Genomic DNA, 25,041 nt, shown 5'->3' with positions numbered 1-25,041 from the left:
CCTTGTGGTCGGTTGACAACTGTCGGCGGAGCCCGGCTCGGGGCGTCTGATCTTGAGACGGGCCGACGCACGGATGCATAGGGTGAGCGTCGTGACTGATTCCCCCGACGTGCGTCCGGCCACCGACGCGCATGCTGCCCTCATCCCCACCTTGTTTCCGGTGGCGGGTGCGGATGCTGAGCTCGTCTCCATTGGAGAGCGCTACTGGGCCTTGGCCGGGTTCCACCCTGAGCTCGGGACGGCGGTGTGGTGTGAGAAGACGGCGCAGATCGACACATCCGGTTGGGGCCGGCAGATCTATGCCGTCGCCGCCGCAGGGGTGCGGGCCGTGGTGGAGGGAGTGGCCTGCGCGAAGTGTGGAGGGCAGCTGAGCCTTACTTCGCGTACTGCCTTTCAGCAGTTGTGCGACGGCGGGCAGCAGGTCTGTGTCGACTGCACGGAGTCCTTGCTGGCGGCAGTGAAGGTGGTGCTGAATCCGGCGCGCAAGGCGAAGCGGGAAAAACAGAAGGAGGCGGAGGCGGCCCAGCGGGTCATCGCCGAGGCTCGGTCCCGGTGGCATCAGCAGCAGTCGAACGAGATGGTCGCCGGGTATCCCGTCGAGTTCCCTTCCATTTCGCAGGAGCTGCCGGTGGCCGGGATCCGGGAGATGGTCGGGGCTTTCGCTCTCCTGCGCTACGCGCCCGCATCGGATCCGTTCAGGAGCGTGGGCTCCTGGCCAGTACCACTGCACCCGGACAGCGAGGAGATTTCCAAGCTCCTCGGGTCGTTGGTGCGGGCATCCCTCATCGCCATCCATCCGTCGAGCCCTGCAAGTGCGGTGGTGTGGGAGCCGGCTTCCTTCGAGGATGCCGTTCGTGATGCCGGGGGTGACCTCGGCGCAGTTCCACAGCCCGAACTGACACACCAGTTCTATCCCACGGTCGCTCACTACTTCGCGCCCATCGGAACGAGCATGGGCAAGGCCGTGGAGGGGCTCGACGGGCATCTCGCCGCTGCGCTGGCGCCCATGGACATGACGGCGGGCGAGCAGGACGAGCTTTTGGCAGTTGCCCACGAGCTGCTGGTTGCCGAAGGGCTGCGCTACTTCGAACACCGGCTTGAGGAAGTACGACTGCCGGCAGTACCGGACAATCACGTGGCACGGCTCAGGACAGCGCTGGGCAAGGTGGCTGAGTGCCGTCCCCTGGGGGAGATCTACAACCTCGTCTGGCGGGTGACTCGGGGCGCGGCAGAGGCTGCGCAAAAGAACCCGCAGGCACCACGGGCCAACCTAAGCACCCACGCCCTCAACCAGTTCGAAGGGCACGTCCAGCGGGCGGTCGACGAGCCGGGCTGGGAGATCAAGCCCTTCAGCGAGATCCAAGGGCTCGGCCTCGCGGCGATGACCCGAACGCTCTTCTACAACGTACTGGACGTGCATCCCTGCGAAACCAGCTTGGCCGAGCTGGAAGTGAACTTGCCGGAACCCCGTCGTGAGGTGTCTGCCCGGGGCGTGAACCCGCCGCCCTTCGACGCGGCGGCCGATGACCCGCTCGCGGAGCTGATCGTGTGGCTGTCGACGGCTGACGGCTGGAACCCTCAGGACGTCCTAGAAGTCCTCGACGGCCTCAAGCAGGCACGCGACGACGGGGACTGGTTCGAAGGAAGGGTTCTGGCCAAGGAAGCGGCCAAACTGCTGGATCTCTACCGGCGCCTGGCGCCCGCCATCGGCGTCCGCAGCGCCATGCTGTCCGTGCTGGCGGCCACGGAGATGCTTCTCCACCCTGTCAGCGTCGGAGAGACGCAGATCGCCTCGGGCAGATGGATCTCGGCCAAGATCGTCGCCGTGCTCGTACCCGAGACCGCTGGTTCGGACACCTGAAGCGGGCCCATGCGTCGTGATCGTCATCTACTCGGGGCCCACGGCCTGGCTCCGGCTGGGGTCAATCGGCTGCGCAAACGGGGCAGCAGGGTGAAAGCCTCGGAAAGGTAGGCCTAACGAGTCCGGTGACAGCAGGCGCGAGGCTCAATCTGCCGGTCCCGGGCGAGCGGGCCGCGCTGTCGCACAGGCCTTTCCGCCGGTTGGGGACGGCTCCTCGATCGGAAGTTGCGACCTATCCGGCAGAGACCATTGGGGATACAGGCCCGGTTCAAGATCCAAGTCGGATCGGATCAATGGGTGGCTATGATGCGGTGATGGTGATACTCCGAGAGATGAACGAAGCCGACATCGACCCCGTGGCAGCCCTGCGCGTGCGCGGATGGCAGTCGGCATACGTCGATATCATCCCCCAGTCTTACCTGGATGGGATGTCCGCCGAGAATGACGCTCAGCGTCGCAGGGAGGGGTTCGCATCATCGAGAGGATCGGTGGTGGACCTGGTCGCGGTCGACGAGGACGGTGTTCCCGTCGGCTGGATCTGCTTCGGCCCGTATAGGGGCGAGACGGATGCCCCGATTCCTGGCGAGGTGTACGCCGTTTATGTCGAGCCCACGCTGATGGGACGGGGCATCGGCCGCGCCTTGCTCGATGCGGTACACGATCACACCGAGGCAAAGCAGTTCGAAACCATGCAGTTGTGGGTACTGCGGGACAACTCTCGCGCCCGACGGTTCTACGAAGCAGCCGGCTATGCGGCGGACGGCGCGGAGGAGAGCGAAATGTACGGCGATGTCGCAGCCACCGAGCTGCGGTACCGGCGTTCCATGCCCTCCTAATCCGCCTTATCCGCCTTCAGTTCGTCGCCCCACGGAGGATCGTCTCGCACCAGCCCGCGATCTGCTGTCCCAAGGCAGGGGGCACGAATGCTGTGGACGTCCGTCCTGTTTCCCATGCCGCGGTGGCCTGGATAGCGCTTCCCACCACGATCCCCGCCCTGGCCTCCTTGGTCACGTCGGCGGGCCGGCCGTACCGCATCCAGGCCCCGACGAAGGGCCGCGCGAGATCTGCCTGCGTGTGCCCGGCCAATGCACCGGCACGGTGTGACAGGAGGCGTGCCAGCAGGGTAAAGGGGTGACCGATGTACGTCGGATGCCATTCGGACACCTGAATACGACTGCCCTCGGCATAGGTCGTAAAACCGGTCATGGCACCGTTGACGAGTACGTCGGGCAGGACTGATGCGTTGAGCACGTCACTCGCTGCGGACACAGAGTCCTGAATCCACTCGAGTGAACGCGCGCCGAACCCCCGGCCGAGAGTCTCCTGTGATTGCCATTCCCGCAGGCAGTCACCGAAGCGCGAGGCAAGCTCCGCGGTCGAGATCGCGGTGACGGAGCTTCGCGCCATGGATGAGCGGATCTGCAGCTCGGCCATGGATTCCATCGCGGTGGCCCAGTGGTTCAGATCTCCCAGCTTTGCCAGACTGGTGCCGAGGGGAGCTTCCCTGAGCTCGGCGCCCAGGTCAGGGAAGGAAGCGATGAGATCCGGCCGGCATCCCCGCAGGAGTCCCCTCGACTCCGCGTCGTGCAGGGCATCGCCCGCCCACTGCGCCATGCCATGAGCCGCGGTATGGATCTCGTACATCCCGTGGCTGTTGGCGGCGCGGACGGTAAGACTTCCCCTACGCAGTTTGTACGGCTGAATGTCTGTCGGCTCCCCGAAATGGGCATCCAGCCGGCGGCGCAACGCGTTGAACCAGTCCGGCCTGGACCAGGGCAGGTGCGGCGCCTCAAGGATTTCCTCGACCACCGAATCGTAGAAGTGGTCCGAGGCCCCTGCCCCCCTCAGGGCGGTACGCAGAGCGTGGATCACGCCGGCGCGGTTCTCGTCGACGGGAATCCACAGCTTCTGGGCGAATGAACGGCCTTGGGCTTCGGCAACGAACAGGCGCTCCTCACCCCCTGGTATGTCTATCACCTGTCGCAGGAAGAGGAGACCTCCCAGCTCTTCCTGCAGACGCTGCGTGACGTGCACCGCTTCCCGGCAGTTTTCGTCGACGTCGACGGGGATCACGGCCGGAGCCCCGTTGATCCCGGCGACCATGTTCTTTCCGTTCTGGGGACGGAGCAGCATGACTGCGGCATTGATTCTGCTCATGTGGTGTCCTTCACCCCTCACGGCGCATTCTCGATTCAAGGCGGCTGAACGAAGCCAGCATGACGAGCGCCCACCCTGCTGCGACCAGGAGTTCGCTCCCCGCGTTCCAGAGAAGCGATGAACCGAAGTCCTGTACATCCATATTTCGTACGCCTGCGGCAACATGCCGCACGGGTAGCACATGCGAGGCGAGCTGCACCCCGACGGGAAGGACCGAGAACGGAACGACCAGTGCGGCGCCGATGGAGATCGTGCTGATGGCTACGTTCATCAGCAGGAAGACGTTGCTGACGACAAGTCCCAGCACTCCCAGAGCCATTCCGAAGAACGCCGATGACAGGCATCCGAAGAACAGAAGGATGACGAACGTGGCGAGTTCCCGGGGAGGCAGTGTGACACGGAGCGCGATCATTCCCGCCACAAGGGTCAGTGCCGATGCCACGATCCCCATGAAGCTATAGGGGATCGCTCGCATGAGCAGCAGGTAGCTCCTCGAACGGCGGCTGACGAGAAGGTGCTCGAACGTGCCGAAATGACGTTCACTCGTCAGAGCCATGACACCGCCCGCGACAGACGGTCCGCATGCGGCGAGCATGGCTCCACCGAGCAGGAAAAATCGCGAGTTCTCCACTCCAAGACTCGATCCGAGGAATGCGAAAAAGATCATCTCCATGATCGGGGTGGCCACCATGGCCAGTACGAACTGCCCTGGCGTGAGCCAGTTGAACAAGGCGCGGAACGAGAGGAACGAGGTCTTCCAGCAGGAGATCGCCTGCGCGGCGAGACCTGGTTGGGAACGGGTCACCACAGGTTCACTTCTCCCTTGTGCCGCGACCGCTTGGCTACGACGTTGATCGCCCACGAGCCCACGAACAGGTAGACGAGGCCCACGGCCGCACACCATGCCAACTGGGGTAGGTACGGCGAGCCGGCCGCGGCCGCCCGTACCGCTTCGGCACCCCAGGACATGGGGAGGATGCGGGAGACCGGGCGTAGCGGCTCGAAGAGACCGGAGACCGGGACCATGATGCCCGAGACCATCCACAGCGGCGCGATCATCGGTGAGGCCAGGCTCTCGGCCCGCCGTGCCTGAACAAACAGCGCCGCGACGAGTAGGCCGAAGGCACCCATCGACAGGGTGGTCACCACCGCGGCCAGCGTCATGCCCGCGACGTCCGCCGGAGCGACCCGTACGTCGAACACGAGCACTCCCCACAAACAGGTGAGCAACATCGATGCCGCTCCGAATACCGAGGCCGCCGTGGTGATGGGGATGACGATGGAGGAGAACTTTTTGGGCGAGCCCAGTAGGAACTCCAAGGTGCCCTGATGCCGCTGAGCCTTGATGACGGTGCCCGCGCCGAACATGATGGTGCTCCACATGCCCATGAGGCCGACGCCGATCATGAGGTTGAGGAGGTTGTGTTGTCTGCCGCCTGCCACATAGAGGAAGTAGGCGATGCAGGCGTAGAAGACCGGGGTGATCAGGTTCAGTGCGACGTCCGATGTCTCACGGCTCAGGTCACGGATGTGGAACCAGGTGGCTGTGGCGAACGAGACGGCGCCGTTGAGTACTCCTGCCGAGTTCACTCGGTTGCTCCCGTACTGCCCTGGCTGACAAGAGTGACGTAGGTGTCTTCCAGGGTCGGCTCCCGCAGCGACAGGTGAAGCAGCGTTGGTGCTCCGGCGCTTTCGAGCCCCTTCTTCACGATCGCTTCGGCTTCTTCCGGGGCGGCGAGGGACGTCCGGACCGTCAGCAACTCCCGGTCACCGAGGGGCTCAAGTGAAGCGTCGATGATGGATGGATGCCGAGTCAGGCCCTCACAGAGTGAGGAGTTCAGACCTCGGGTCTCGACCCGCACCACGATCCCGGACTCCGCCGCCGTGGCCAGTTCCCTGGCAGTGCCTTGCACGACGATCTGGCCATGGTTGATCACGGCGAGACGGTCGCAGAGCTCCTCCGCCTCGAACATGTAATGCGTCGTCAGCAGAACGGTCTTCCCCGTCTCCCGGAGCTGCAGCACCACCGACCTGATGTTCCGGGCAGCGACGGGGTCGAGTCCATTGGTTGGCTCGTCGAGGAAGACGACGCTGGGGTCGTGGAGGAGGCTGCGGGCTATGTGGAGTCTTTGCTTCATCCCGCGTGAATAGGTCTCCACCCGGTCCGTTCGACGGTCGGTGAGATCGACGAGCTCGAGCAGTTCGGCGACACGCCGGGACTGCTCGCGCACGGGGATCTCGTACAGGTCTGCGAAGAAGAGCAGGTTGTCCCGGGCGCTGAGCCGGTCGTAGAAGCCCTTCTCGCCACCGAAGGCGTAGCCGATGTGGGCCCGAACGCTGTGCGGGTCGGCCGCTACGTCGATGCCGTGGATGCGCACCGCCCCGCTGCTGGGCATGAGCAGCGTGGTGAGGATCCTGACAGTCGTGGTCTTTCCGGCTCCGTTCGGGCCGAGCAGTCCGAAGAGACTGCCCCGCTCGATCTCCAGGTCGATACCCCGAAGGGCGAGGACTTCCTCGTGAGTCCTACCGAGGAAGCGGCCCTTCCTGGAGTCGAAGCGCCGATGTAGATTCTGAATGGATATGGCAGACATGACCGATCATCAACCTCGTGTTCGCAGCTGGACGCGGTACTTGCGGAGCCTGGGGCCCAGCGCCTGATCGTCCTTCGACAGTGCAGGCTCCATACGGCCCGCGGTCACTGTGAGGCCAACGCCCATGCTCTCGCAGACCTGGTGGAGCGTCTCGGTCAGGTGGCCCAGGTCCAGTAGGACCGTGGGATAGACCTGGCTGGTGCGGTACCTCCAGTGGGCGCGCTCGATCGCCAGGTGGATCGACAGATCGAAGTCGCCGCCGGCGGACGGCTCCGGCGCGTCGCCGGTGTCCGGGTCGCAGACCAACGTCGGCAGAGCGACCAGGCTGTGCTCGCTCGCTTGGTAGTAGTAGGTTGTCCGCTTCCCGGATAGTCGCGAGGTGCTCACCGAGATGTCGAATGGGTGCGACGCCCCGAAGGACGGTGTTGTCCGACGGCTCCGCGGCAGCGGGCCGAAGTCCATCTCCGACTGCACGCCATGAGTCAGATACAGCAGCCGGCCGAGTTCACCAAGGAAGCCTGCTTCGGCATCCGGACCGCGGCGAGGAAGGAGAATCCTTGCCCATGCCGCCGGCGCCGGCGTGGATGACGCGGGCGGTTCGGCCTCGGCGGCATAGCTGTACATCAGCTTCATGTCGGCATCCCTCGTCCCGGAGTCCCGGTAGTCCGCCGGCGGCGAGATCATGGCCCACTGCCGATCCCGCAGGCTGCCGGCATCCCGCTCGGGGGGACAGAAGCCAGGGTCGACGAGAACGCCTCCTTCCACCAAGGAACGCAGGCAGAAGTCGAGGTGCTCCGCCGGCACACCGGCGCCTCTGAGGAGGTCAGCGGCAAACTCGGGCGTCACCGTTCCCGTTGAGGCCAGCCCGGTCAGCGCCCGCCCAAGCCATTCGGGAAATGTGTTCAGCATGCGCTGGCCGCCTCTGGCGGGGTCGTCCATGAGCCACTCGTCTCCCACCCGTACCAGGGACAAGGTGGGGGACAGCTGCCACACGTCGGCGACCGCTTCGATCTCGCTCATGGGCCGCCTACCCCGCGGTGAGGAGGTAGATCCCGGTCTCCTCGAATCGCTTCGTACCTATGAGGCTGTCGGTAAGAGCGGCGTAGTGGGCAGGCGTGGGAAACGTCTCGAAGCCCAGGGAAGTCCAGGCAAGCAAGTAGCGCTGTGCGAACTGGCCCAGGCACTCCATCATTGACCGATATCCGTGCGGGTTGTTCACATAGCGATACAGGTGACGCTCCCAGACAACTGAGAGAAGGAGGGAGCACGAGCCCGAACTCGCCCGCGACTGACCAACGAAAGCGGTCTGCACCTCATCCCTCAGGTCACCACTCCGGATGAGCCCGAGGCCGTGACCATCGGGATCGTAGTGGTAGATGCCGGGCTCGAGGCCTTCGACGTCATAAACAATGACGCTGGTTTCCACGTCGCCGAAGCTGTTGTGCATGAGCGCGGAGGGAGTCTTCTCGAAATTTGCCTCCGCTGCACGCCGCTGAGTGACGAGAGGAACGTTGACGTCCGTCAGTACGCGGCTGAGCTGTGCCGCTGTCATCCTCTGCTTGGTCCAGGGGCGGTGGCTGCGACGCGACAGCAGGACGTCCGCCAAGTCGCGGTCCGCCGGCTCGGCCGGTGCCGGCAGCGGCTGGTAGGGAACGTCCAGAGTCTTCCAGAAGGCCGGCGGGCGACGTTCCGCAATCCGGGCACGGAGGACCTCCTCGCTGTCGGCGGGCGCAGGTGATCCCACGACGTCCGAGTAGATCTGACGGTCTGCCATGAGGTGATAGACCAAGGCATCGGTCCAGCCGTACTTCTGCCACACACCGACTTGCGGCATGAGCTCGTGCTCGCTGTCCGACGGCCGGAAGATCCGAGTGTCGATCATGCGAGTCACCAGATGTTCGATGCTCCGCTCATCGGCTCCCAGGGCTTTCCGAAACCTGGCGACCAGCTCTTCTCTGCTGGTCGGTTCGCTCACCGAGGCGAGGACGGGAAGGCACCGGACGTCTGGCAGCCCGTACGTCTTGCCCTCGAGGAGCAGGTCGCATTGCAGAGGGTCCTCGAGACGGATCCGCATAAATTCATTCAGGAGATAAGTCACGATCCGATTCCTCTCAGGCCAGAAGCATGAAGGCCATGGTGGGCTCCGTCAGCCTCGGGTTTCCGAGCTTCTCACTGACTTCGCGATCGGCCACCGAGAATCCGCGGAAGAATTTGTGACCGAGCGCCCTGGCGGCGAGAGAAGCAGTCTCCAGAATGTGACCCACATCATGATGGATCGGTCGGTACGAATAGTTCTCCCGATACCGGTACATGCTCCGCTCCACGCGACTGGTGAGAACGATGGCCATCGTAGGAGAAATCCTCATCCACTCAGGCTTTCCGGCGATATTACGGGCGACCCAGTCCTGGTCGACGTCGCTCGTAATGAATTCCAGGACATGATCCCGCACGCCGTAGTGATATACACCTGCGGCGAGATGCTCGGCGTCGAGAATAATGAGATACGCCTCAGTGGGATGGCGAGCTCCGCCCGACGGACTGACCTTCCGCACTTGATCGCCCAAGGCCGGCGTCTTCTTCAGTCCGATCTGACCGAATGAGAAGTACAGGAAAGTGGAGAGGTCCTGCATGCTCATCGGAGCGCTCGGCTGGTCGGGGATGCCGGTTCTGGACAATACCTCGTGAAGCGTGACGTTAAGAGTCTTACAGGGCTCCGGCAGGGTGACTGTCGAGTTTGACATCGGGGCCTTGTGGATGGCCGGCTGCGATTCTTCCGCAAGATACTGATGCATGATCGCAATATCGGCCTGCGCACCGTCGCGACTTCGATAGTCGACCCGCTTGATCGAATCCGAAAGCACCTGGTACGTGAAGGCTTCTTGCCAGCCATGCGAGGACCAAAGCGGTGTGGCATCGAAGGTGTCCACCTGCTCGGGATCCTCGTCGGAGACCAGGACCCCTCCCTTGACCAGCCGCTTCACCTCCGTACGGGCAGCAGGTTCGGAGATCTCGACGATGCCGGCCAACCGGCCGACGACCTCGTCCTCGGGCTCCCACCCAGACAGGCTTACCAGGAAATCTACGAGCCGGGAGTCTCGCAGTGCACTGCCGTCGTACAGGACGCCTTCGCGTGGGCTATGGAACTGCAACTTATCCCCGATAGCCTGGAACTGCAGGTCCAGAGCGCGACGCACTTTCACTTTGCCTCCTGTCGTAGAGTCCGAATCCGCACGCTTCCCGTGAAACAAGTGGTGGGCCCGGCTGGAGCCTGGGCCCACCACTTAGGAACTACCAATCCGTTCGCGAGCATCAACAGCGTGAGTTGAGAAGCAGACGCGAGCGGTCGCCCGACTTTCCGATTTTCATCGGGAAGTCTGACAGTTAACGCTGTCGGCGTATCAGCCAAGCTGCTTCATGCCGGCGACAGGCTGGAACTCGGCCAGGTCCAGAGCGAAAACCTCGGCCTCGACAATGTCCTCCACGAGGATCTCGCGGACAGCCTCGACAGTCTCGTTAACAGCCATGAAGAACTCCTTCATTTGAGAGAGCCCCCGTCTGGGGACGTCTGATGATCTTCACCTTGGAGCGAGATTGTCAATAGCTTTGTAGTTTGCTCCATTGTCAAATCGAGCAAAATTCCGACACAGCGGACATCCGCGCCCGGCCCGGCCGGTTGCCTACCGCTAAAGGTGCATACCGGTCGCACGCGACAAATGAGCAACCCAGATCAAAGGACCTATGCAAGTAGGGAGTTGCTTCCCCTCCAGGCCGGCTGGTGCGAATTTCCCGGACGAGATCCATGACCAACTCTGCGCGGAATTCGTGGTGTTGCCCATACAGCTGAACGAATGGCTGGGGCGGAGGGCCGACGAGGGCCGAGGGCCGGCCCGACCAGTCGATCGTCACCAGTGCCCGACGACCTCGCGCATGTCGGCGTGGCGTCCGTGATCGCAGAGCTGTTAGCGGAGTTGGGGCCGGGAGGCCCGCAGAGACGCCGAGCTGCTCGACCGGCCGCGCCGGCGGGCTGTCGGTGCGGGCGCGAAGTGCAAGTTCGTCTTCGTCGACCGGCTCCTTGTCGCCCTGGTCCGTCTACGGCACGGCGTGACACACGTGGCCCTGGTCATCACCGACGAGCAAGGCCGGCTGCTGTTCTGCGGCGAAGTCCGCCGGTTGCACGAGGTCGTGGGCAGGCCCTACGGGTCTGCGACACGAGGTGGGCGGACGGGCGGGGGGAAGCCTCCGTGCGCACGCGGCGCACGTAGGCTGCCCGCACTGACCATTCGCCTCAAAGGGAGTGAACGTGGCTTCTCGCCTGAACCCGTACATCAGCTTCGCCGGCGAAGCGAAGCAAGCCATGGAGTTCTACAAGGAGGTGTTCGGCGGCGAGCTGGCCGTTCACACCTACGGCGGATTCGGCTCCGAGGCACCCCCCGGATACTCCGACAAGATCATGCACGGCATGCTCGAGACCACCAGCGGATTCACCCTGATGGGCGCCGACAATCCGCCCGGGACGGAACACAAGCCCGGCAACAACATCGCGGTGAGCCTGAGCGGTGACGACATGGACGAGCTGCGGGGCTACTGGAGCAAGCTGTCCGACGGCGGCACGGTGGCCGTCCCCCTGGAGAAGCAGATGTGGGGCGACGTCTTCGGCATGTGCACGGACAAGTTCGGCATCACGTGGATGGTCAACGTCAGCGAACAGCAGAGCTGATCCGGCGGCTTCGGGGTCCGAGGGCGTAGGTCTCTCAGCGGGCGAAGTGCCAGCGCGTCTGACTGAAGCTCTCGCCTCTGCCGAATCCGAAGGCGGTACGGGGCACCACCTCGAAGACGACGGCACGGCCCGCGTCCTCGGTCTCCTCCGTCGGTGGCGGGGCCGCCGTCGTCGTAGCGGTGCTGAAGGCCCCGTCCCGCACCTCGAAGTGCCATTCCGGGCCGTACTTCGCCTCCCAGGCCGCCGCCAGCCCGACCAGCCGCTCCTCGTCGGTGACCCGGACCGCCGCGCCCTCGACCACCAGGTCACAGCCGTCGGCGTAGGCGTTGGTGCCGGTGGTGAGGACGACGTTCGGGTTGGCGGCGAGGTTGAGCCGCTTGCGCTCCCGCTCGCCGGTGGTGAAGTGGAGCGCGCCATCCGTCCACACCGCCAGCAGCGGGGTGACATGGGGGCGGCCATCGGGACGGACGGTCGTCAGCCAGAAGATCTCGGCCTCCTCCAGGCGCGAGACGGCTTCCGCCCAGGGCGTGGCGGTGGCGTCGGGGGAGCTGTAACGGGCGTCAAGATCGGTCTGCGGTTCCTGTGCCGGTGCCGGCATGGCGGACTCCTCATGACTCTGGGTCCTCAACGTCGGTTCTTCACATGGTCCCTCTCCCCTACGGACCCCGCCCGCCGAACGGAGCAGCCCGACAGGCCGGAATCTGCCCGAAAGCGATGCCGGGCCCTGAGCCCGGGTGCGCGCCCCTGCGCACTTGCGTGCTCCGCCCACCTCGCCCGTACCTTCACGGCGTCCGGAGCGCTGGTACGAGCTGTTGGGGGAAGCGTTGAAGCCTGCCAAGAAGGTACTTCTGGATCTCGTCGAGTCGTCGAACGTCTCCGTCCGCTCCAGTGATGAGCTGGTCGGGAAGGTGGAAAAGGTCATAGCTGCGGATGACAAGGTGAGGGAGGAGAACGGGGACGAACTCCTTCGGCGCAAGCCGCGCCTCGCGGCGATCCCGCGGACGGAAATCAGCCGCCAGATGGAAGTCACCCTGTGGGACGTCCTTCATACGCTGGGCAGGGCGACAGCGCTGTCGGGCAGGGGTGCGGGGCGGGGGTTGGCCGAGCATTCCGTGACGATCCTGCCCGCGGACACCGTACTGCGCGCGGGGTGGGCGCTCACCAGCAAGGAGAAGGGCCAGAAGGTCAAGTACCGCTACCGTCCTCAGTACTTCGCCGAGGTCTGGCGACCCGGTGAGCCGTCCCTGGTCATGCCCATCGCGTGCAAGGGCAACCACGGCAACGCCGCTACTTCGGCGGGCCAGTTGGCATCGGCCTCAGTCCATGCCGAGGCGGTGCATATCGGTGGTTGGAACGAAACCCCGAGCCTGCTGTTCAGCACGGAGTTGCCGACGGACGGCACCGTGACCGTCCATACGCTCCAGGCTCCGGGCCGAGGCGCCTGGCTGGCCGGCGCTTCCGGGGAATCGGAAGCGAATCTGGGTTCCGGGCCCGCACAGGAGAACGTCATACCGGGCATCCAGCCGCCTCCCAAGGGCGACCTGATACCCGCGCCCGTACCCGGCTGCCAGGTCACGCCCAAGTACTACACCTGGTTCCAGGAGACTCTCGGTCACACCGCGGTGGCCGGCCTCATGGCCTTCACCGGCTCCGGCAAAGCCACCGCCGTCACCTGACCGACCGGCAGGGCAGCAAGCGCTTCGACGGCTTCGAGCATGCCGCCAGCACCAGCGTCCAGGACATCAGCCACGAACTCCTCGGAACCACGTACGCCGGCACCGACCACGTCTTCCGGTTGAACGGCCCCCGGGTCGAGGCGTTCTCCGGCGTGGATGCGCGGCTCTTCGGGCTTCTCTCCGAAGGGTGCGTCGAGGAGTACCGCGCCATCGTGCACGCGACCCGCCGCACTTGGCCCCTACTCGCCTGGGACGAGAAGTGGGGTGGTCCCGTGTCCGTGCAGGCCGACGGATCCGTACTCGCCATCCGGCTGCTGCCGGGCCAGGGTCGAGCACGCCGTTGACGCGGTCCCGAGGGCGTCTTGGTCAGCGCGTGCGGTCGTCGGCCGGGATGGGAGAAGGGGCCTTGGTGGCCCAGGCCAGCAGCATCCGCAGGGCGTCGTGCGAGGGGCTGCCCGGTTCGGCGGCGTACGTGATCAAGGCCTGGTCCGGGTCGTCCGTCGGGCGCAGGGTCTCGTAGGCGAGTTCCAGATCGCCGACCACCGGATGGTGGAATCGCTTGGTGCCCGAGGTCTTGTCCTGCACCGGGTGCTCGGCCCACCAGCGGCGGAAGTCCTCGCTCTTCATCGACAGTTCGCCGATCAAGCTCGCCAAATGGGGGTCCTCGGGGTGCCGTCCTGCGGCCAGGTGGAGGTAGGCCACGTTCTCGCGGGCGCAGGAGGTCCAGTCCGCGTACAGCTCGCGGGTCGTCTCGTCGAGGAAGGTGATCCGGGCGATGTTGCGCTCGGCTCGGTCCAGATCCGCGTAGTCGCCGAAGAGGGCGGCTGCTGCCGCATTCCAGGCCAGTATGTCCATGCGTCGGCCCATCACCATCGCCGGCATGTCCACCAGATCGTCCAGCAGCCGCTGGAGCATGGGGCGCACGCGTTGCGGCCGGGTCTGGCGCGGGGGAACGTGTCGTGCGGCGGACTGCGGTCGGGCGAGGCGGTGCAAGTGCCGGGCGGCATCAGCGTCCAGCCGCAGGGCGCGGGCGAGGGCGTCGAGTACCGCGCCCGAGGGGTTGGGTACGCGGCCCTGTTCCATCCGGGTGTAGTAGTCGACGCTCACTCCGGCGAGCTGTGCGATCTCCTCGCGGCGCAGGCCCGCGACCCGGCGCCGGCCTCCGAAGTCCGGCAGTGCAACGTCTTCGAGGTGCAGGAGGGAGCGGCGGCCTCGGAGGAACTCGCCCAGGTTGACAGCTGTGCTCATACGGCGATTGTCGCCGGTTGTGATGGGTGGCTGCCTGGCCCTGCCGGGGCCAGGCAGGGCCAGGCAGCCACCATTCGCTGTCAGCAGGTGGGGATGGCGGTCACCAGGCCTCCGTCGACGGCGATGTCCTGGGCGGTGATGTAGGACGACCGCGGGGAAAGGAGGAAGGCCACGGTCTCGGCGATGTCCTGGGCCTGGCCGAGCCGCCCCAGCGGCACCTGGGCGCGGATGGCATCGTGCGAGGCAGGGTCCGGGTTGGCGGCATCGAACATCTCGGTGACGATGTAGCCCGGGCTGATCGAGTTGACCCGGATGCCGCGCCCGGCGAGATCACTGCCCAGGGTGCGGGCCAGATTGTGGACGGCAGCCTTCGTGGCCGCATACACCGGTGCGACGGCCAGGCCCCGGTGCAGGGTCCACGAGGCGTTGATCACGATGGAACCGCCACCCGCCGCGTCGAGCAGCGGCAGCACCTTCTGGACCGTGAAGAACACCCCCTTGAAGTTGACGTCGACACTGAGGTCGAAGTCCCGCTCGGTGACCTCGCCACTGCGCTGGAACACGCCGACTCCGGCATTGGCGAACACCCCGTCCAGACGTCCGTGTCGTTCACGGATCAGGGCGGCCAAGCGGTCGAGATCGGTGAGGCTGGCGGAGTCGGCCCGGACGGTGAGCAGACGGGCACCCCGGTCGGACGCCGCGTCCAATTGTTCGGCTGCGCGGGCGAGTCGGGCATCGTCGCGGCCGGTGATGACGATATGGGCGCCGGCTTCCAGGAGCAGACGCGCGGTTGCCAGGCCCATCCCGCTGGTTCCGCCGGTGATCAGGACGACACGGTCCTGGAAGCCGGCTATTCCACTGTTGCTGTCGGTCATGACCACAGCTTCGCCACCCGGATTCGGGCCAACCAGGACCAGATCAACCTGGGTCTCCCAGAGCCTCCTAGCCCTGCCAGCTGCGGGGGCCGCGGAAGCCGGGGGTGCGTTCCAGGCGGCGCCAGCCGGCCTGGGAGCGGGCGGTCGCGGTGGTGGTGTCTTCGGGGGTGGCCGCGGCGCGGGCGAGGAGGATCGCGGTGATCGCGGCCAGCTCCTCGGGCTCGGCGTTGCCCTTCTCGACCTTCAGTAGCGTTGCGGTGGCCCCGTGCGTGGAATGTGGGCTCATCGGTGGCGGTTCTCCTTCGGGGGCTACTGGGGCGGGTTGCCGTGCTTGCGCGAGGGCAGGTCCGCGTGCTTGTTGCGGAGCATCGCGAGGGCCGCGACGAGGACCTCGCGGGTTTCCGCGGGGTCGATGACGTCGTCGACGAGGCCGCGCTCGGCCGCGTAATAGGGGTGCATCAGCTCGGCCTTGTACTCCTTGACCATGCGCGCACGCATCGCCTCGGGGTCCTCGGCGTCGGCGATCTGCTTGCGGAAGATGACGTTGGCCGCGCCCTCGGCGCCCATCACCGCGATCTCGTTGGTGGGCCAGGCGTAGGTGAGGTCGGCGCCGATGGACTGGGAGTCCATGACGATGTACGCGCCGCCGTAGGCCTTGCGCAGGATCAGCGAGATCCGCGGAACGGTCGCGTTGCAGTACGCGTACAGCAGCTTCGCGCCGTGGCGGATGATCCCGCCGTGCTCCTGGTCGACACCCGGCAAGAAGCCCGGCACGTCCAGCAGGGTGATGATGGGGATGTTGAAGGCGTCGCAGAGCTGGACGAAACGCGCCGCCTTCTCCGAGGCGTGGATGTCCAGGACGCCGGCGAGGTGGCCGGGCTGGTTGGCGACGATGCCCACGACCTGGCCGTCCATCCGCGCGAGCGCGCAGATGATGTTGCGGGCCCAGCGCTCGTGGATCTCCAGGACGTCGCCCTCGTCGACGAGTTCCTCGATGACCTTGAGCATGTCGTACGGGCGGTTCCCGTCGGCGGGGACCAGGTCCAGCAGGACCTCCGAGCGGCGGTCGGCCGGGTCCGCGGTCTCGTGGACCGGGGGGTTCTCGCGGTTGTTGGAGGGCAGCATCGTGATGAGGTAGCGGACCTCGGAGATGCAGGTCTCCTCGTCGTCGTACGCGAAGTGCGCCACGCCCGAGGTCTCGGCGTGCACGTCCGCGCCACCGAGGCCGTTCTGGGTGATCTCCTCACCGGTCACCGCACGGACCACGTCCGGACCGGTGATGAACATCTGCGAGGTCTCCCGGACCATGAACACGAAGTCCGTCAACGCCGGCGAGTACGCCGCGCCGCCCGCGCACGGCCCCAGCATCACCGAGATCTGCGGGATGACACCCGAAGCCTTCGTATTGCGCTGGAAGATCCCGCCGTACCCGGCCAGCGCCGAGACACCCTCCTGGATACGAGCGCCGGCACCGTCGTTGAGGGACACCAGCGGGGCACCCGCCGCGATGGCCATGTCCATGATCTTGTGGATCTTCGTCGCGTGGGCCTCGCCCAGCGCCCCGCCGAAAATCCGGAAATCGTGCGCGTACACGAAGACCGTACGGCCCTCGACCGTGCCCCAACCCGTGATCACACCATCGGTGTAAGGCTTCTTCGCCTCCAGACCGAACCCCGTCGCCCGGTGCCGGCGCAGCTGCTCGACCTCCTTGAAGGAACCCTCATCGAGCAGCAACGCGATCCGCTCACGCGCGGTCAGCTTGCCCTTGGCATGCTGCGCCTCGGTCGCCCGGTCACTCGGGCCACGCCGCGCCTGCTCACGCAAGTCATGCAGCTCGGCCACGCGGCCGCACATGGCGGCGGCCCGTATGTCCGCGCCTTCTTCGTTCCCGTGCATGTCGCACCGAATCCCTTGAACAGTGTTGGTTGAGCGGACGTCTCACGTGACGCCGAGAGAGCCGATGGAGACGGTGCGGAGCGTGGGCCCGTTCCCGGTGTTCCCGGTGTTCCCGGTGTTCCCCAGGACGGCGACCGCCCCGCGGTGCGAGGGGCCGCAGGGGACGTCGGTGATGGTCCAGCCGGCCGGCCTTCGGCGGATCTCGGCGCCCAGATAGTCCAGCGAGGGATCCCGGCTCAGCCCCGTGCCGATTCCCTTGAGGTACGCCTCTTTGCGCACCCATATCCGGCAGAAGGCCTCGCGGCGCGCCTCGTGCGGCACGTTCGTGAGCTCGAGAGCCTCTGCGGGGTGGAGTGACGGGAGACAGGTCGTCACCGTGTCGCTCCGGGGCAGCCCCTGTACGTCGACCCCGACCGGGGCCGAGGCCACGGCGACCAGCGCCGTGCCGTCGCTGTGCGAGAGGGAGAAGTGCAGTGCGGGGTCGGTCTCCCCCACGGCGACGGCGGGCCTGCCGTGCGCTTCGCCGCAGCCGGGGCACGGTTCCCGGACGAACCCGACCTCTCGCGGGGGCACGTTCAGATACCCACCGATGATCATCCGCAGGGCCACGTGCGAGGCGACGTAGAGCGAGGCGTGCTCCGGGCGGTCGAACGAGGCGCCCCGCTCCCGCTCCCCCGGATCAAGCACGGACTGGTCGAACCGGTCCGCCCCCATTCCATCGGGCACCTTGATCAGCCAGAGGTCCGGCTGAGGCGTCGGCGGGGAGTCGGGGCCTTCCTTCAGCCTCGGCATCGTGATCACGAGACTCATCAACCTAGTTGGATACCGCGGAGGCTTCCTGCTTCGGCGCAGGCTGCGGCTGCGGTTGCCCCGCGGCCGCCTTCCGCGGGCGCGGAATCGCAAGGGCGACCAAGGCTCCCGCGGCCAGGACCGCGGCCCCGACCCACAGGCCCGGGATCATGCCGTCGGTGAAGTGCTGCGGGGTGTCGTAGGAGCCGGAGCCGGAGAAGATGCTGGTGGCCACGGCGATTCCGAGGGCGCCACCGAGCTCTCGTACGGTCGTGTTGGCTCCCGAGGCCTTGCCGGCCATCTGCGGCGGGACGGAGCTCATGACCACCATGGCCGTCGGCGCGAACACCAGGCCCATGCCGGCACCCGCCAGCACGAACGGGCCGACGTACTCCCAGTCGGACGCGCCCACTCCGGCGACCGCGGCGAACCAGGCCAGGCCGGCACCGGAGACGAACAGGCCGGCCGCCATCAGTACGCCGCTGCCGATCCGCGGGGCGAACTTGCCCGCGAAGGGGGCGACGAGCATCGGCATGACCGCCCACGGCAGGGTCCACAGGCCGGCCTCGAAGGCGGAGTGGCCGCGGGCGACCTGGAGGTACTGGGCGATGAGGAAGATCGGGCCGAAGAGGCCGAAGAAGACGGCGAGGGAGACCACGTTGGCGAGCGAGAAGGCCTTGATCCGGTAGATGGCCAGCGGCAGCATCGGCGACGGGGCCTTGCGCTCCCACAGCAGGAACACGACGAACAGAACGGCGGCGGCCACGAAGGCCGCCACGACTCCCGCCGAAGTCCAGCCGTCCTCGCCGCCCTTGACGATGCCCCAGACGAGGGCGAGCACACCGGCGCAGGCCAGGACCAGACCCGGGATGTCGAGCTTGGCGGCCGCTCCGCGGCTCTCGTCCAGCACCTTGAGCACGAGCGGTACGGCGATCAGGCCGATCGGGATGTTGACCAGGAAGATCCAGTGCCAGTCGAGGCCGGTGGTGATGGCGCCCCCGACGAGCGGTGCGAGGGCGACGGCGAGGCTGCTGATCGCGCTCCACAGGCCGATGGCGACGCCGCGCTTCTGCGGCGGTACCGAGACCGTGAGGATGGTGAGCGAGAGCGGCAGCACGGCGGCGGCGGTGACGCCCTGCAGGGTGCGGAAGACGATCAGGGCGGTGGTGGAGTCGGACAGTCCGCAGCCGAGGGAGGCCAGGGTGAAGGCGGTGATGCCGATGACGAAGACCTTGCGCCGGCCGTAGCGGTCACCGAGTCCGGCGGCGGTCAGCAGGAAGCCCGCGAAACCGAGTACGTAGGCGTTGGTCACCCACTGGAGGTTCTCCACCGTGGAACCGAGGTCGTGGCGGATGGAGGCCAGGGCGTTGGTGACGACCAGGTTGTCCAGGGCCACCATGAACATCGGCAGTGAGACCGCGAGAACGGTCAGCCCGAACGACGGGCGGGGACGGGATGTCAACGGATCCTCCGTGCTGCATGGGTGAACGAGCGGATGTCTTCGGCGAGGGCCGCGGCGACCTGCGGGCGGTGCGACTCGGTGAAGAAGTGGCCGCCGGGCAAGGTGCGCAGGCCGAAGCCCCCTGCGGTGGTCTCCTCCCAGAGCCGTGCGCCCCCTTCGGTGGTCTGCGTGTCCGCGCTGCCGATCAGGGCGCTGACCGGACAGCGCAGCCGGGGAGCCGCGGCCCGGAAGCGGTAGGTCTCCAGCGCCTCGTAGTCGCCGCGTACGGCGGGCAGGATCATGCGGCGCACGTCGGGGTCGGCGAGGAGCTCCGGGGCGGTGCCGCCCAGCTTGCGGATCTCCTCGATGACCCCGTCGTCGTCACGCAGGTGCACGCCGAGGGAGCGCGGTACCGACGGGGCCTGCGCTCCGGAGACGAGGAGACCCGCCAGTTCGACGCCGGGGAAGGCGTCTTCCAGGCGCCGGGCCGTCTCGTACGCGACGAGGGCGCCCAGGCTGTGGCCGTAGAGCACCAGGGGCCGCCCGGTGTACGCGCCCAGGAGGGCGGCGGCCGCGTCGGCGAGCGCGTCGAGGCGGGTGGCGGGGGCTTCGGCGTGCCGGTCCTGGCGTCCTGGGTACTGCAGGGACCAGACCTCCGCGTGCGCGGAGAGGTCGCCCGACAGGGGGCGGAAGGCGGTGGCCGCTCCGCCGGCGTGAGGGAAGCAGACGAGTACCGGACCGTCGCCGTCCGGGCCCGGATGGTACTGCCGCAGCCACAACTCGCGCTGGGACGTTGTCGATTGCATGCGGGGACGTTCGCTCTCGGTGGTGTGGGGACGGGGGGTCATATGAGGCCGCCGCGCAGCCACGCTTCGACGGCGTCGGCGGTGGTCCGTACGTGCTCGTCGAGCATCGTGAAGTGGTCGCCCGGGACTTCGGTGCGCCGGGTGGTGAACTCCCAGCCGGGCCGGCCGCCTTCGGGCGCGGACTCGTCGGCGGGGACGCCGGGGACGGCCTCCTCGGCGCGCAGCAGCAGAGCGGGCGTACGGTGCGGGGCGGGCCGCCAGTCGGTGTGGATGCCGATGTAGCCGCCCATGGCCGTGAGCCGGGTGTCGTCCAGCGGCACGAACAGGTCCTCGTTGGCGACCATCTGGGAGGTCATGAGCGGCAGGCTGTAGCGGTCGGCGGTACGTGAGTACGTGTCCAGCAGGACGACGCCCACGGCCGGCCGGCCGAGCTCCTCGAGGTACTGGGCCACCCGGTGGGCGATCCAGCCGCCCGAGGAACGGCCCAGCAGCACCACGGGGTTGCCGCCGGACTCCTCCAGCACCACCTCGGCGTGGGCGCGGGCGAGCGCCTCGCGGTCGGCGGGGAGCGGCTCGCCTTCGAGGAATCCGGGGTGCGGCAGGACCGTCACGTCGCGGACGCCCTGGAACGCGGAGGCGAACTTCAGGTACTCGTGCGGGCCCGAGATGGCCCCGAGCGAGGGGAAGCAGAAGATCGCGGGGCCCTCTTCGCCCCGGGCGAAGCGCACCGGGCTCGGCCAGCGCGCCGCGTCCTGCCGCCGCGAAAAGACGGGCTGGAGCCGTGAGGCGGCCACCAGCAGCTGCACGGCCTCCACGGGCTTGCCCTGCTCGCAGCCCTGCCGGAACAGGGCCGTCAGGCCGCCGCCCGCTCCCCCGGCCGGACCGGACCGCGAGCCGTCGGCGAAGGCCTCCATGAGGTGGCGGGCCAGCAGGGAGACCGTCGGGTGGTCGAAGACCATGGTGACGGCCAGCGGCAGCCCGGTCTCCTCGCGCAGCCGGGTCCGCAGCTGGGTCGCGGTGATCGATTCGATGCCCAGCTCGATGAACGACCGGTCCGGGTCCACGGCGTCGGCCGAGGCGTGTCCGAGCGCGGAGGCGACGGCGCCCTGGACGAGGCGCCGCAGCGCTTCCTCCGCCTCCAGGGGAGGCAGCGCCGCGACCCGGGCACGCAGACCCTCGACGCCGCCGGGGGCGGAGTTGACGGCCTGCCGCGGCCGGGCGGCCACCGCCCTGGGGCGCATCGCCGGTCCGGCCCCGCCGCCCGCGGCGGCGTCGGCTCCGTCGGCGCGGGCGGGCGGCTCGGACCGTGCGAGGTGGATCGTCCCCGCGGTGAGGACCCGGCCGCCGGCCGCGTCCACGGCGGTCAGCGAGGCGGTGTCCACGCCCGTGCGGACGATCCGTACACGGAGCGCGGTGGCGCCGGTGGCGTGCACGGCCAGGTCCGTCCAGCGGTCCACGAGCAGCGTCCCGTCCGCCTCCTGGGCGGCCTGTGCGAGGAACGGGTGCAGCGCGGCGTCGAGCAGCGCGGGGTGGACCGCGAAACCGGCCTCGGACTGCCCGTCCGGGAGGGCGGTCTCGACGAAGAGCTCCCCCTCGGCGTGCCAGGCCTCGGTGACCAGTCCGAAGGCCGAGCCGTGGCCCAGGCCCCGGGCGGCGAGGACCTGGTACAGCTCGTCGACGGAGACGGGCTGCGCGTGCTGCGGCGGCCAGACGTCGAGACCGGTGGCGTCCGGCCGTGCGGAACCTCCTCGCCCTTCGGGCCCTTCGGTGGTGAGCACGCCGCGGGCGTGCCGGGTCCAGGCCTCGGCGTCCGGAGCGTTCTGCGGTCGCGTGTGGACGGAGAACCGCCGGCTGCCGTACTCCTCCTGCCCCGCCTCCAGCACCAGGCGCAACTGGACGGCGCCCTGACGGGGAACCAGGAGCGGGGCTTCGTGTTCCAGCTCGACGAGGTGCGGGCAGCCGGCCTCCGCGCCCGCGCTCAGGGCGAGTTCGGCCAGGACGGAGCCGGCTACGGCGTGAGCTCCGTGCACGGTGCGGTCGGCGAGCCAGGGGTGCGTGCGCAGCGACAGCCTGCCGGTGAACAGCAGCTGCCCGCTGCCGGGAACTCCCACGGCCGCGGCGGCCAGGGGATGGCCGACGGAGGTCAGACCGGCGGAGGCGACGTCCCCGACACCGCCGGACTCCAGCCAGAAGTGCTGCCGCTGGAAGGCGTACGTGGGCAGGGGTACCCGGCGCGGCGCGCGTGCGGAGGTGGCGGTCCAGTCGACCGCGCCGCCCCGTACGTACAGCTGCGCGACGGAGGTGAGGAAGCGGTCCACACCGCCCTGGTGGCGGCGCAGGGACTCGACGACGGCCGGCGGGCGGCCGGCGGGGGCCGCGGACTCGAAGGTGTCCTGGAGCCCGATGGCCAGTACCGGGTGCGGGCTGATCTCGACGAAGAGGCGGTGTCCTTCGGTCAGCAGGCCCCGCACGGTGTCCTCGAACTGGACGGTGTGGCGGAGGTTGCGGTACCAGTACGCGGCGTCGAGCCGGTCACCCTGTCCGCCCTGACCGTCCTGACCGCCCTGTCCGTCCTGTTCGCCCTGTTCGCCTGTGACGGGCCGGCCGGTGACCGTGGAGTGGAAGGGGATGCGGGGAGTGCGGGGGCGGATGGGGGCCAGGAGTTCGGCCAGACGCTCCTCGATGGCCTCGACGTGCGCGGAGTGCGAGGCGTAATCGACCGGGATACGACGGGCCCGCACATCGGCGGCCTCGTAGACGGCCAGGAGCTCCTCGAGCTGTCGCGCACTACCGGAGACGACGGTGGAACGGGGACCGTTGATCGTGGCGATGGACAAGTCGTCCCACGATGTGATCCGTTCGCGCACCTCGGCGGCGGGCAGCGGCACGGACACCATTCCGCCGTCCCCGGCGATCTCCACAAGAGCCTGACTGCGCAGAGCGACCACGAGCGCCGCATCCTCCAGGGAGAGCGCGCCGGCAACACAGGCCGCCGCGATCTCGCCCTGCGAATGCCCGACCACCGCAGCCGGCTCGACACCGTGCGAACGCCACAGCTCCGCGAGGGAGACCATGACGGCGAACAGAACGGGCTGGACCACATCGACACGCTCGAAGCCCGGAGCGCCCTTCGCACCACGCAGTACGCCGGTCAGCGACCAGTCCACGTACGGCGACAACGCCGCCTCACAGGACTCGATGCTGTCACGGAACACGGGTGACCGGTCGAGGAGACCCACGGCCATACCCACCCACTGCGACCCCTGCCCCGGAAACACGAACACGGGCTTTCCCGCGGTCTCGGAGGCGACGCCCTGCACGAGGCCGGGTGCTCCCTCACCATGGGCGAGTTCCTTGAGCAGGACGGCGAACTCCCCGGCGTCGGCCGCGATCAGCACCGCTCGGTGCGCCAACTGGGCACGGCCGGTGGCCAGCGAGTGGCCGACGTCGGCGGGATCCAGTCCGGGATTTCGGTCGAGGTGGGCGAGCAGCCGCTCCGCCTGGGCGCGCAGGGCGGCGGCGGTGCGGCCGGAGAGCGTCCACGGGACGGGCCCGGTGGATGCCGCCGCCGATCGCGCGTCCCCTGCGGCACGGTCCTCCGCGGCGCGGTCCTCCGCGGCGCCGTCTCCCACCGAGGCGTCCTCCGCCGTGACGACCTCATCGGGCGCCTGCTCCAGGACCACGTGCGCATTGGTGCCGCTCATACCGAAGGAGGAAACGCCGGCCCGGCGGGGGTGCTCGTTCTCGGGCCAGTCGCGCGCCTCGGTGAGCAGCTCGACCGAGCCCGCCGACCAGTCGATGTGCGGGGAAGGAGAGTCGATGTGGAGGGACTTGGGCAGGGTCGACTGCCGCAGGGCCTGCACCATCTTGATGATGCCGGCGGTCCCGGCGGCCGCCATCGTGTGCCCGATGTTCGACTTCAGGGAGCCCAGGTAGAGAGGCTGGTCCTCGGGCCGGTCCTGGCCGTACGTCGCCAGGAGGGCCTGCGCCTCGATCGGGTCGCCCAGCCGCGTGCCCGTACCGTGCGCCTCGACCGCGTCCACGTCCCGCGGCTCGAGGCGCGCATCGGCGAGCGCGGCACGGATGACCCGCTGCTGCGCCTTGCCGCTGGGGGCGGTGAGGCCGTTGGTGGCTCCGTCCTGGTTGACGGCCGTACCGCGGATCACCGCGAGCACCTCGTGGCCGTTGCGCCGGGCGTCGGAGAGCTTCTCGACGAGCAGGGTGGTGACCCCCTCGCCCCAGCCGGTGCCGTCGGCGGCGGCCGCGAACGACTTCGAGCGGCCGTCGCCCGAGAGGGCGCCCTGCTTGCTGAACTCCACGAAGGCGCCGGGTGTCGACATGATCGTCACGCCGCCCGCCAGCGCCATCGCGCACTCTCCGCGCCGCAGTGCCTGCACCGCGAGGTGCACGGCGACCAGCGAGGAGGAGCAGGCCGTGTCCAGGGTGACGGCGGGCCCTTCGAGGCCCATGAAGTAGGCCACCCGCCCGGAGGCGACGCTTCCGGAGACGCCGGTGGAAAGGTAGCCGCCGACCCCCTCGGGGAGTTCGGCCACGTTGGAGGCGTAGCCGTGCGAGTTGACCCCGGTGAACACGCCGACAGGTGTGCCGCGAACAGCCGACGGACTGATTCCGGCGTGCTCGAACGCCTCCCAGGCCGTCTCCAGGAGGAGACGCTGCTGGGAGTCCATGGCCAGGGCCTCGCGGGGGGAGATGCCGAAGAAGTCGGCGTCGAACTCCGGGGCGTCGTAGAGGAAGCCGCCCTGGTGAGTGACCGATTCGCCGTCGTCCAGCTGCCAGCCGCGGTTCACGGGGAAGCCGCCGATGGCGTCCCGCTCCTCGGTGACCAGCTGCCACAGCTCGTCCGGGGAGGTCACACCGCCGGGCAGCCGACAGCTCATGCCGATGATGGCGATCGACTCCCGGTTCTTGTCCTCCACCTCGCGCAGCTGGCGCTTGGTCTCGCGCAGGTCGGCGGTGGCGCGCT

21 protein-coding genes and 1 pseudogene are annotated in these 25,041 nt (G+C 67.9%); 5 read left to right on the top strand and 17 right to left on the bottom strand.

The genetic code is table 11. The features are described from left to right. Nucleotides 1–91 precede the first annotated feature (91 nt). Nucleotides 92–1,861, top strand: a complete 1,770-nt coding sequence (locus OG247_RS34010) for a hypothetical protein (RefSeq protein ID WP_327255795.1) — start codon at nt 92–94, stop codon at nt 1,859–1,861. 332 nt (nt 1,862–2,193) lie between these two features. Next, nucleotides 2,194–2,697 carry a GNAT family N-acetyltransferase gene (locus OG247_RS34005; RefSeq protein WP_327255794.1) on the top strand — a complete coding sequence of 168 codons (504 nt, stop codon included), beginning with the start codon at nt 2,194–2,196 and terminating at the stop codon, nt 2,695–2,697. Nucleotides 2,698–2,713: 16 nt separating this feature from the next. On the opposite strand, the gene OG247_RS34000 is transcribed toward OG247_RS34005, so the two are convergent. The 8 genes from OG247_RS34000 to OG247_RS33965 all read right to left on the bottom strand — a co-directional run bounded on the left by OG247_RS34000 (nt 2,714) and on the right by OG247_RS33965 (nt 10,148). Then, nucleotides 2,714–4,018: a hypothetical protein gene (locus tag OG247_RS34000; protein WP_327255793.1), complete on the bottom strand. Its 1,305-nt coding sequence runs from the start codon at nt 4,016–4,018 to the stop codon at nt 2,714–2,716. A 10-nt stretch (nt 4,019–4,028) separates the two neighbouring features. Then, on the bottom strand, nt 4,029–4,826 hold the full coding sequence (locus OG247_RS33995) for an ABC transporter permease (protein ID WP_327255792.1): 798 nt from the start codon (nt 4,824–4,826) through the stop codon (nt 4,029–4,031). Next, nucleotides 4,820–5,608, bottom strand: a complete 789-nt coding sequence (locus OG247_RS33990; protein WP_327255791.1) for an ABC transporter permease — start codon at nt 5,606–5,608, stop codon at nt 4,820–4,822. Before OG247_RS33990 ends, OG247_RS33995 begins: the two co-directional genes overlap by 7 nt. Beyond that, nucleotides 5,605–6,609: an ABC transporter ATP-binding protein gene (locus OG247_RS33985; RefSeq protein ID WP_327255790.1), complete on the bottom strand. Its 1,005-nt coding sequence runs from the start codon at nt 6,607–6,609 to the stop codon at nt 5,605–5,607. Before OG247_RS33985 ends, OG247_RS33990 begins: the two co-directional genes overlap by 4 nt. Before the next feature lie 9 nt (nt 6,610–6,618). After that, nucleotides 6,619–7,629: a hypothetical protein gene (locus tag OG247_RS33980; protein ID WP_327255789.1), complete on the bottom strand. Its 1,011-nt coding sequence runs from the start codon at nt 7,627–7,629 to the stop codon at nt 6,619–6,621. Nucleotides 7,630–7,636: 7 nt separating this feature from the next. Further along, on the bottom strand, nt 7,637–8,707 hold the full coding sequence (locus tag OG247_RS33975) for a nitroreductase family protein (RefSeq protein WP_327255788.1): 1,071 nt from the start codon (nt 8,705–8,707) through the stop codon (nt 7,637–7,639). Between the two features lie 13 nt (nt 8,708–8,720). Further along, nucleotides 8,721–9,809, bottom strand: coding sequence for a SagB family peptide dehydrogenase (locus OG247_RS33970; protein WP_327255787.1), 1,089 nt, complete (start codon nt 9,807–9,809; stop codon nt 8,721–8,723). A gap of 198 nt (nt 9,810–10,007) precedes the next feature. After that, nucleotides 10,008–10,148 carry a hypothetical protein gene (locus tag OG247_RS33965; protein ID WP_327255786.1) on the bottom strand — a complete coding sequence of 47 codons (141 nt, stop codon included), beginning with the start codon at nt 10,146–10,148 and terminating at the stop codon, nt 10,008–10,010. A 761-nt stretch (nt 10,149–10,909) separates the two neighbouring features. Here OG247_RS33965 and OG247_RS33960 point away from each other — a divergent pair. Then, a complete protein-coding gene (locus tag OG247_RS33960; RefSeq protein ID WP_327255785.1) occupies nt 10,910–11,326 on the top strand; it encodes a VOC family protein in 417 nt (138 codons plus the stop codon). 34 nt (nt 11,327–11,360) lie between these two features. On the opposite strand, the gene OG247_RS33955 is transcribed toward OG247_RS33960, so the two are convergent. After that, nucleotides 11,361–11,924, bottom strand: coding sequence for a pyridoxamine 5'-phosphate oxidase family protein (locus OG247_RS33955; protein WP_327255784.1), 564 nt, complete (start codon nt 11,922–11,924; stop codon nt 11,361–11,363). A gap of 214 nt (nt 11,925–12,138) precedes the next feature. Between OG247_RS33955 and OG247_RS33950 the strand changes: the two genes are divergently transcribed. Both OG247_RS33950 and OG247_RS33945 read left to right on the top strand, forming a co-directional pair. Continuing rightward, nucleotides 12,139–13,002 carry a hypothetical protein gene (locus tag OG247_RS33950; protein WP_327255783.1) on the top strand — a complete coding sequence of 288 codons (864 nt, stop codon included), beginning with the start codon at nt 12,139–12,141 and terminating at the stop codon, nt 13,000–13,002. Between the two features lie 119 nt (nt 13,003–13,121). Continuing rightward, on the top strand, nt 13,122–13,346 hold the full coding sequence (locus OG247_RS33945; protein WP_327255782.1) for a hypothetical protein: 225 nt from the start codon (nt 13,122–13,124) through the stop codon (nt 13,344–13,346). A gap of 22 nt (nt 13,347–13,368) precedes the next feature. On the opposite strand, the gene OG247_RS33940 is transcribed toward OG247_RS33945, so the two are convergent. From OG247_RS33940 to OG247_RS33905, 8 genes and pseudogenes are all read right to left on the bottom strand, one after another. Continuing rightward, nucleotides 13,369–14,250 carry a helix-turn-helix transcriptional regulator gene (locus OG247_RS33940; RefSeq protein ID WP_327255781.1) on the bottom strand — a complete coding sequence of 294 codons (882 nt, stop codon included), beginning with the start codon at nt 14,248–14,250 and terminating at the stop codon, nt 13,369–13,371. An 80-nt stretch (nt 14,251–14,330) separates the two neighbouring features. After that, a complete protein-coding gene (locus tag OG247_RS33935; protein WP_327255780.1) occupies nt 14,331–15,125 on the bottom strand; it encodes an SDR family NAD(P)-dependent oxidoreductase in 795 nt (264 codons plus the stop codon). Between the two features lie 67 nt (nt 15,126–15,192). Continuing rightward, nucleotides 15,193–15,411 (bottom strand): acyl-CoA carboxylase subunit epsilon, encoded by a 219-nt coding sequence (locus OG247_RS33930; RefSeq protein WP_327255779.1) that lies wholly within the window; start codon nt 15,409–15,411, stop codon nt 15,193–15,195. 23 nt (nt 15,412–15,434) lie between these two features. Then, nucleotides 15,435–17,021 (bottom strand): acyl-CoA carboxylase subunit beta, encoded by a 1,587-nt coding sequence (locus OG247_RS33925; protein ID WP_327255778.1) that lies wholly within the window; start codon nt 17,019–17,021, stop codon nt 15,435–15,437. Nucleotides 17,022–17,063: 42 nt separating this feature from the next. Continuing rightward, nucleotides 17,064–17,831: a 4'-phosphopantetheinyl transferase family protein gene (locus OG247_RS33920; RefSeq protein ID WP_327255777.1), complete on the bottom strand. Its 768-nt coding sequence runs from the start codon at nt 17,829–17,831 to the stop codon at nt 17,064–17,066. Between the two features lie 4 nt (nt 17,832–17,835). Further along, a complete protein-coding gene (locus tag OG247_RS33915; protein ID WP_327255776.1) occupies nt 17,836–19,272 on the bottom strand; it encodes an MFS transporter in 1,437 nt (478 codons plus the stop codon). After that, nucleotides 19,269–20,057, bottom strand: a complete 789-nt coding sequence (locus OG247_RS33910; protein ID WP_327255775.1) for a thioesterase II family protein — start codon at nt 20,055–20,057, stop codon at nt 19,269–19,271. The genes OG247_RS33915 and OG247_RS33910 overlap by 4 nt, the downstream gene beginning before the upstream one ends. Nucleotides 20,058–20,095: 38 nt before the next feature. Beyond that, nucleotides 20,096–25,036: pseudogene (locus tag OG247_RS33905) on the bottom strand (acyltransferase domain-containing protein); the annotation flags it as partial. Nucleotides 25,037–25,041 lie beyond the last annotated feature (5 nt).

It is taken from the genome of Streptomyces sp. NBC_01244 (assembly GCF_035987325.1).
Taxonomy (GTDB): domain Bacteria; phylum Actinomycetota; class Actinomycetes; order Streptomycetales; family Streptomycetaceae; genus Streptomyces.
This window is presented reverse-complemented; position numbering and strand designations above follow the sequence as displayed.

Bases quoted from the DNA above. Each gene is read 5' to 3' on its own strand.
- OG247_RS34005 (WP_327255794.1), top strand. From the start codon at position 2,194: ATGAACGAAGCCGACATCGACCCCGTGGCAGCCCTGCGCGTGCGCGGA.
- OG247_RS33965 (WP_327255786.1), bottom strand. From the start codon at position 10,148: ATGAAGGAGTTCTTCATGGCTGTTAACGAGACTGTCGAGGCTGTCCGC.
- OG247_RS33910 (WP_327255775.1), bottom strand. From the start codon at position 20,057: ATGCAATCGACAACGTCCCAGCGCGAGTTGTGGCTGCGGCAGTACCAT.
- OG247_RS33940 (WP_327255781.1), bottom strand. From the start codon at position 14,250: ATGAGCACAGCTGTCAACCTGGGCGAGTTCCTCCGAGGCCGCCGCTCC.
- OG247_RS33985 (WP_327255790.1), bottom strand. From the start codon at position 6,609: ATGTCTGCCATATCCATTCAGAATCTACATCGGCGCTTCGACTCCAGG.
- OG247_RS33930 (WP_327255779.1), bottom strand. From the start codon at position 15,411: ATGAGCCCACATTCCACGCACGGGGCCACCGCAACGCTACTGAAGGTC.
- OG247_RS33980 (WP_327255789.1), bottom strand. From the start codon at position 7,629: ATGAGCGAGATCGAAGCGGTCGCCGACGTGTGGCAGCTGTCCCCCACC.
- OG247_RS33955 (WP_327255784.1), bottom strand. From the start codon at position 11,924: ATGCCGGCACCGGCACAGGAACCGCAGACCGATCTTGACGCCCGTTAC.
- OG247_RS33935 (WP_327255780.1), bottom strand. From the start codon at position 15,125: ATGACCGACAGCAACAGTGGAATAGCCGGCTTCCAGGACCGTGTCGTC.
- OG247_RS34000 (WP_327255793.1), bottom strand. From the start codon at position 4,018: ATGAGCAGAATCAATGCCGCAGTCATGCTGCTCCGTCCCCAGAACGGA.
- OG247_RS33920 (WP_327255777.1), bottom strand. From the start codon at position 17,831: ATGAGTCTCGTGATCACGATGCCGAGGCTGAAGGAAGGCCCCGACTCC.
- OG247_RS33925 (WP_327255778.1), bottom strand. From the start codon at position 17,021: ATGCACGGGAACGAAGAAGGCGCGGACATACGGGCCGCCGCCATGTGC.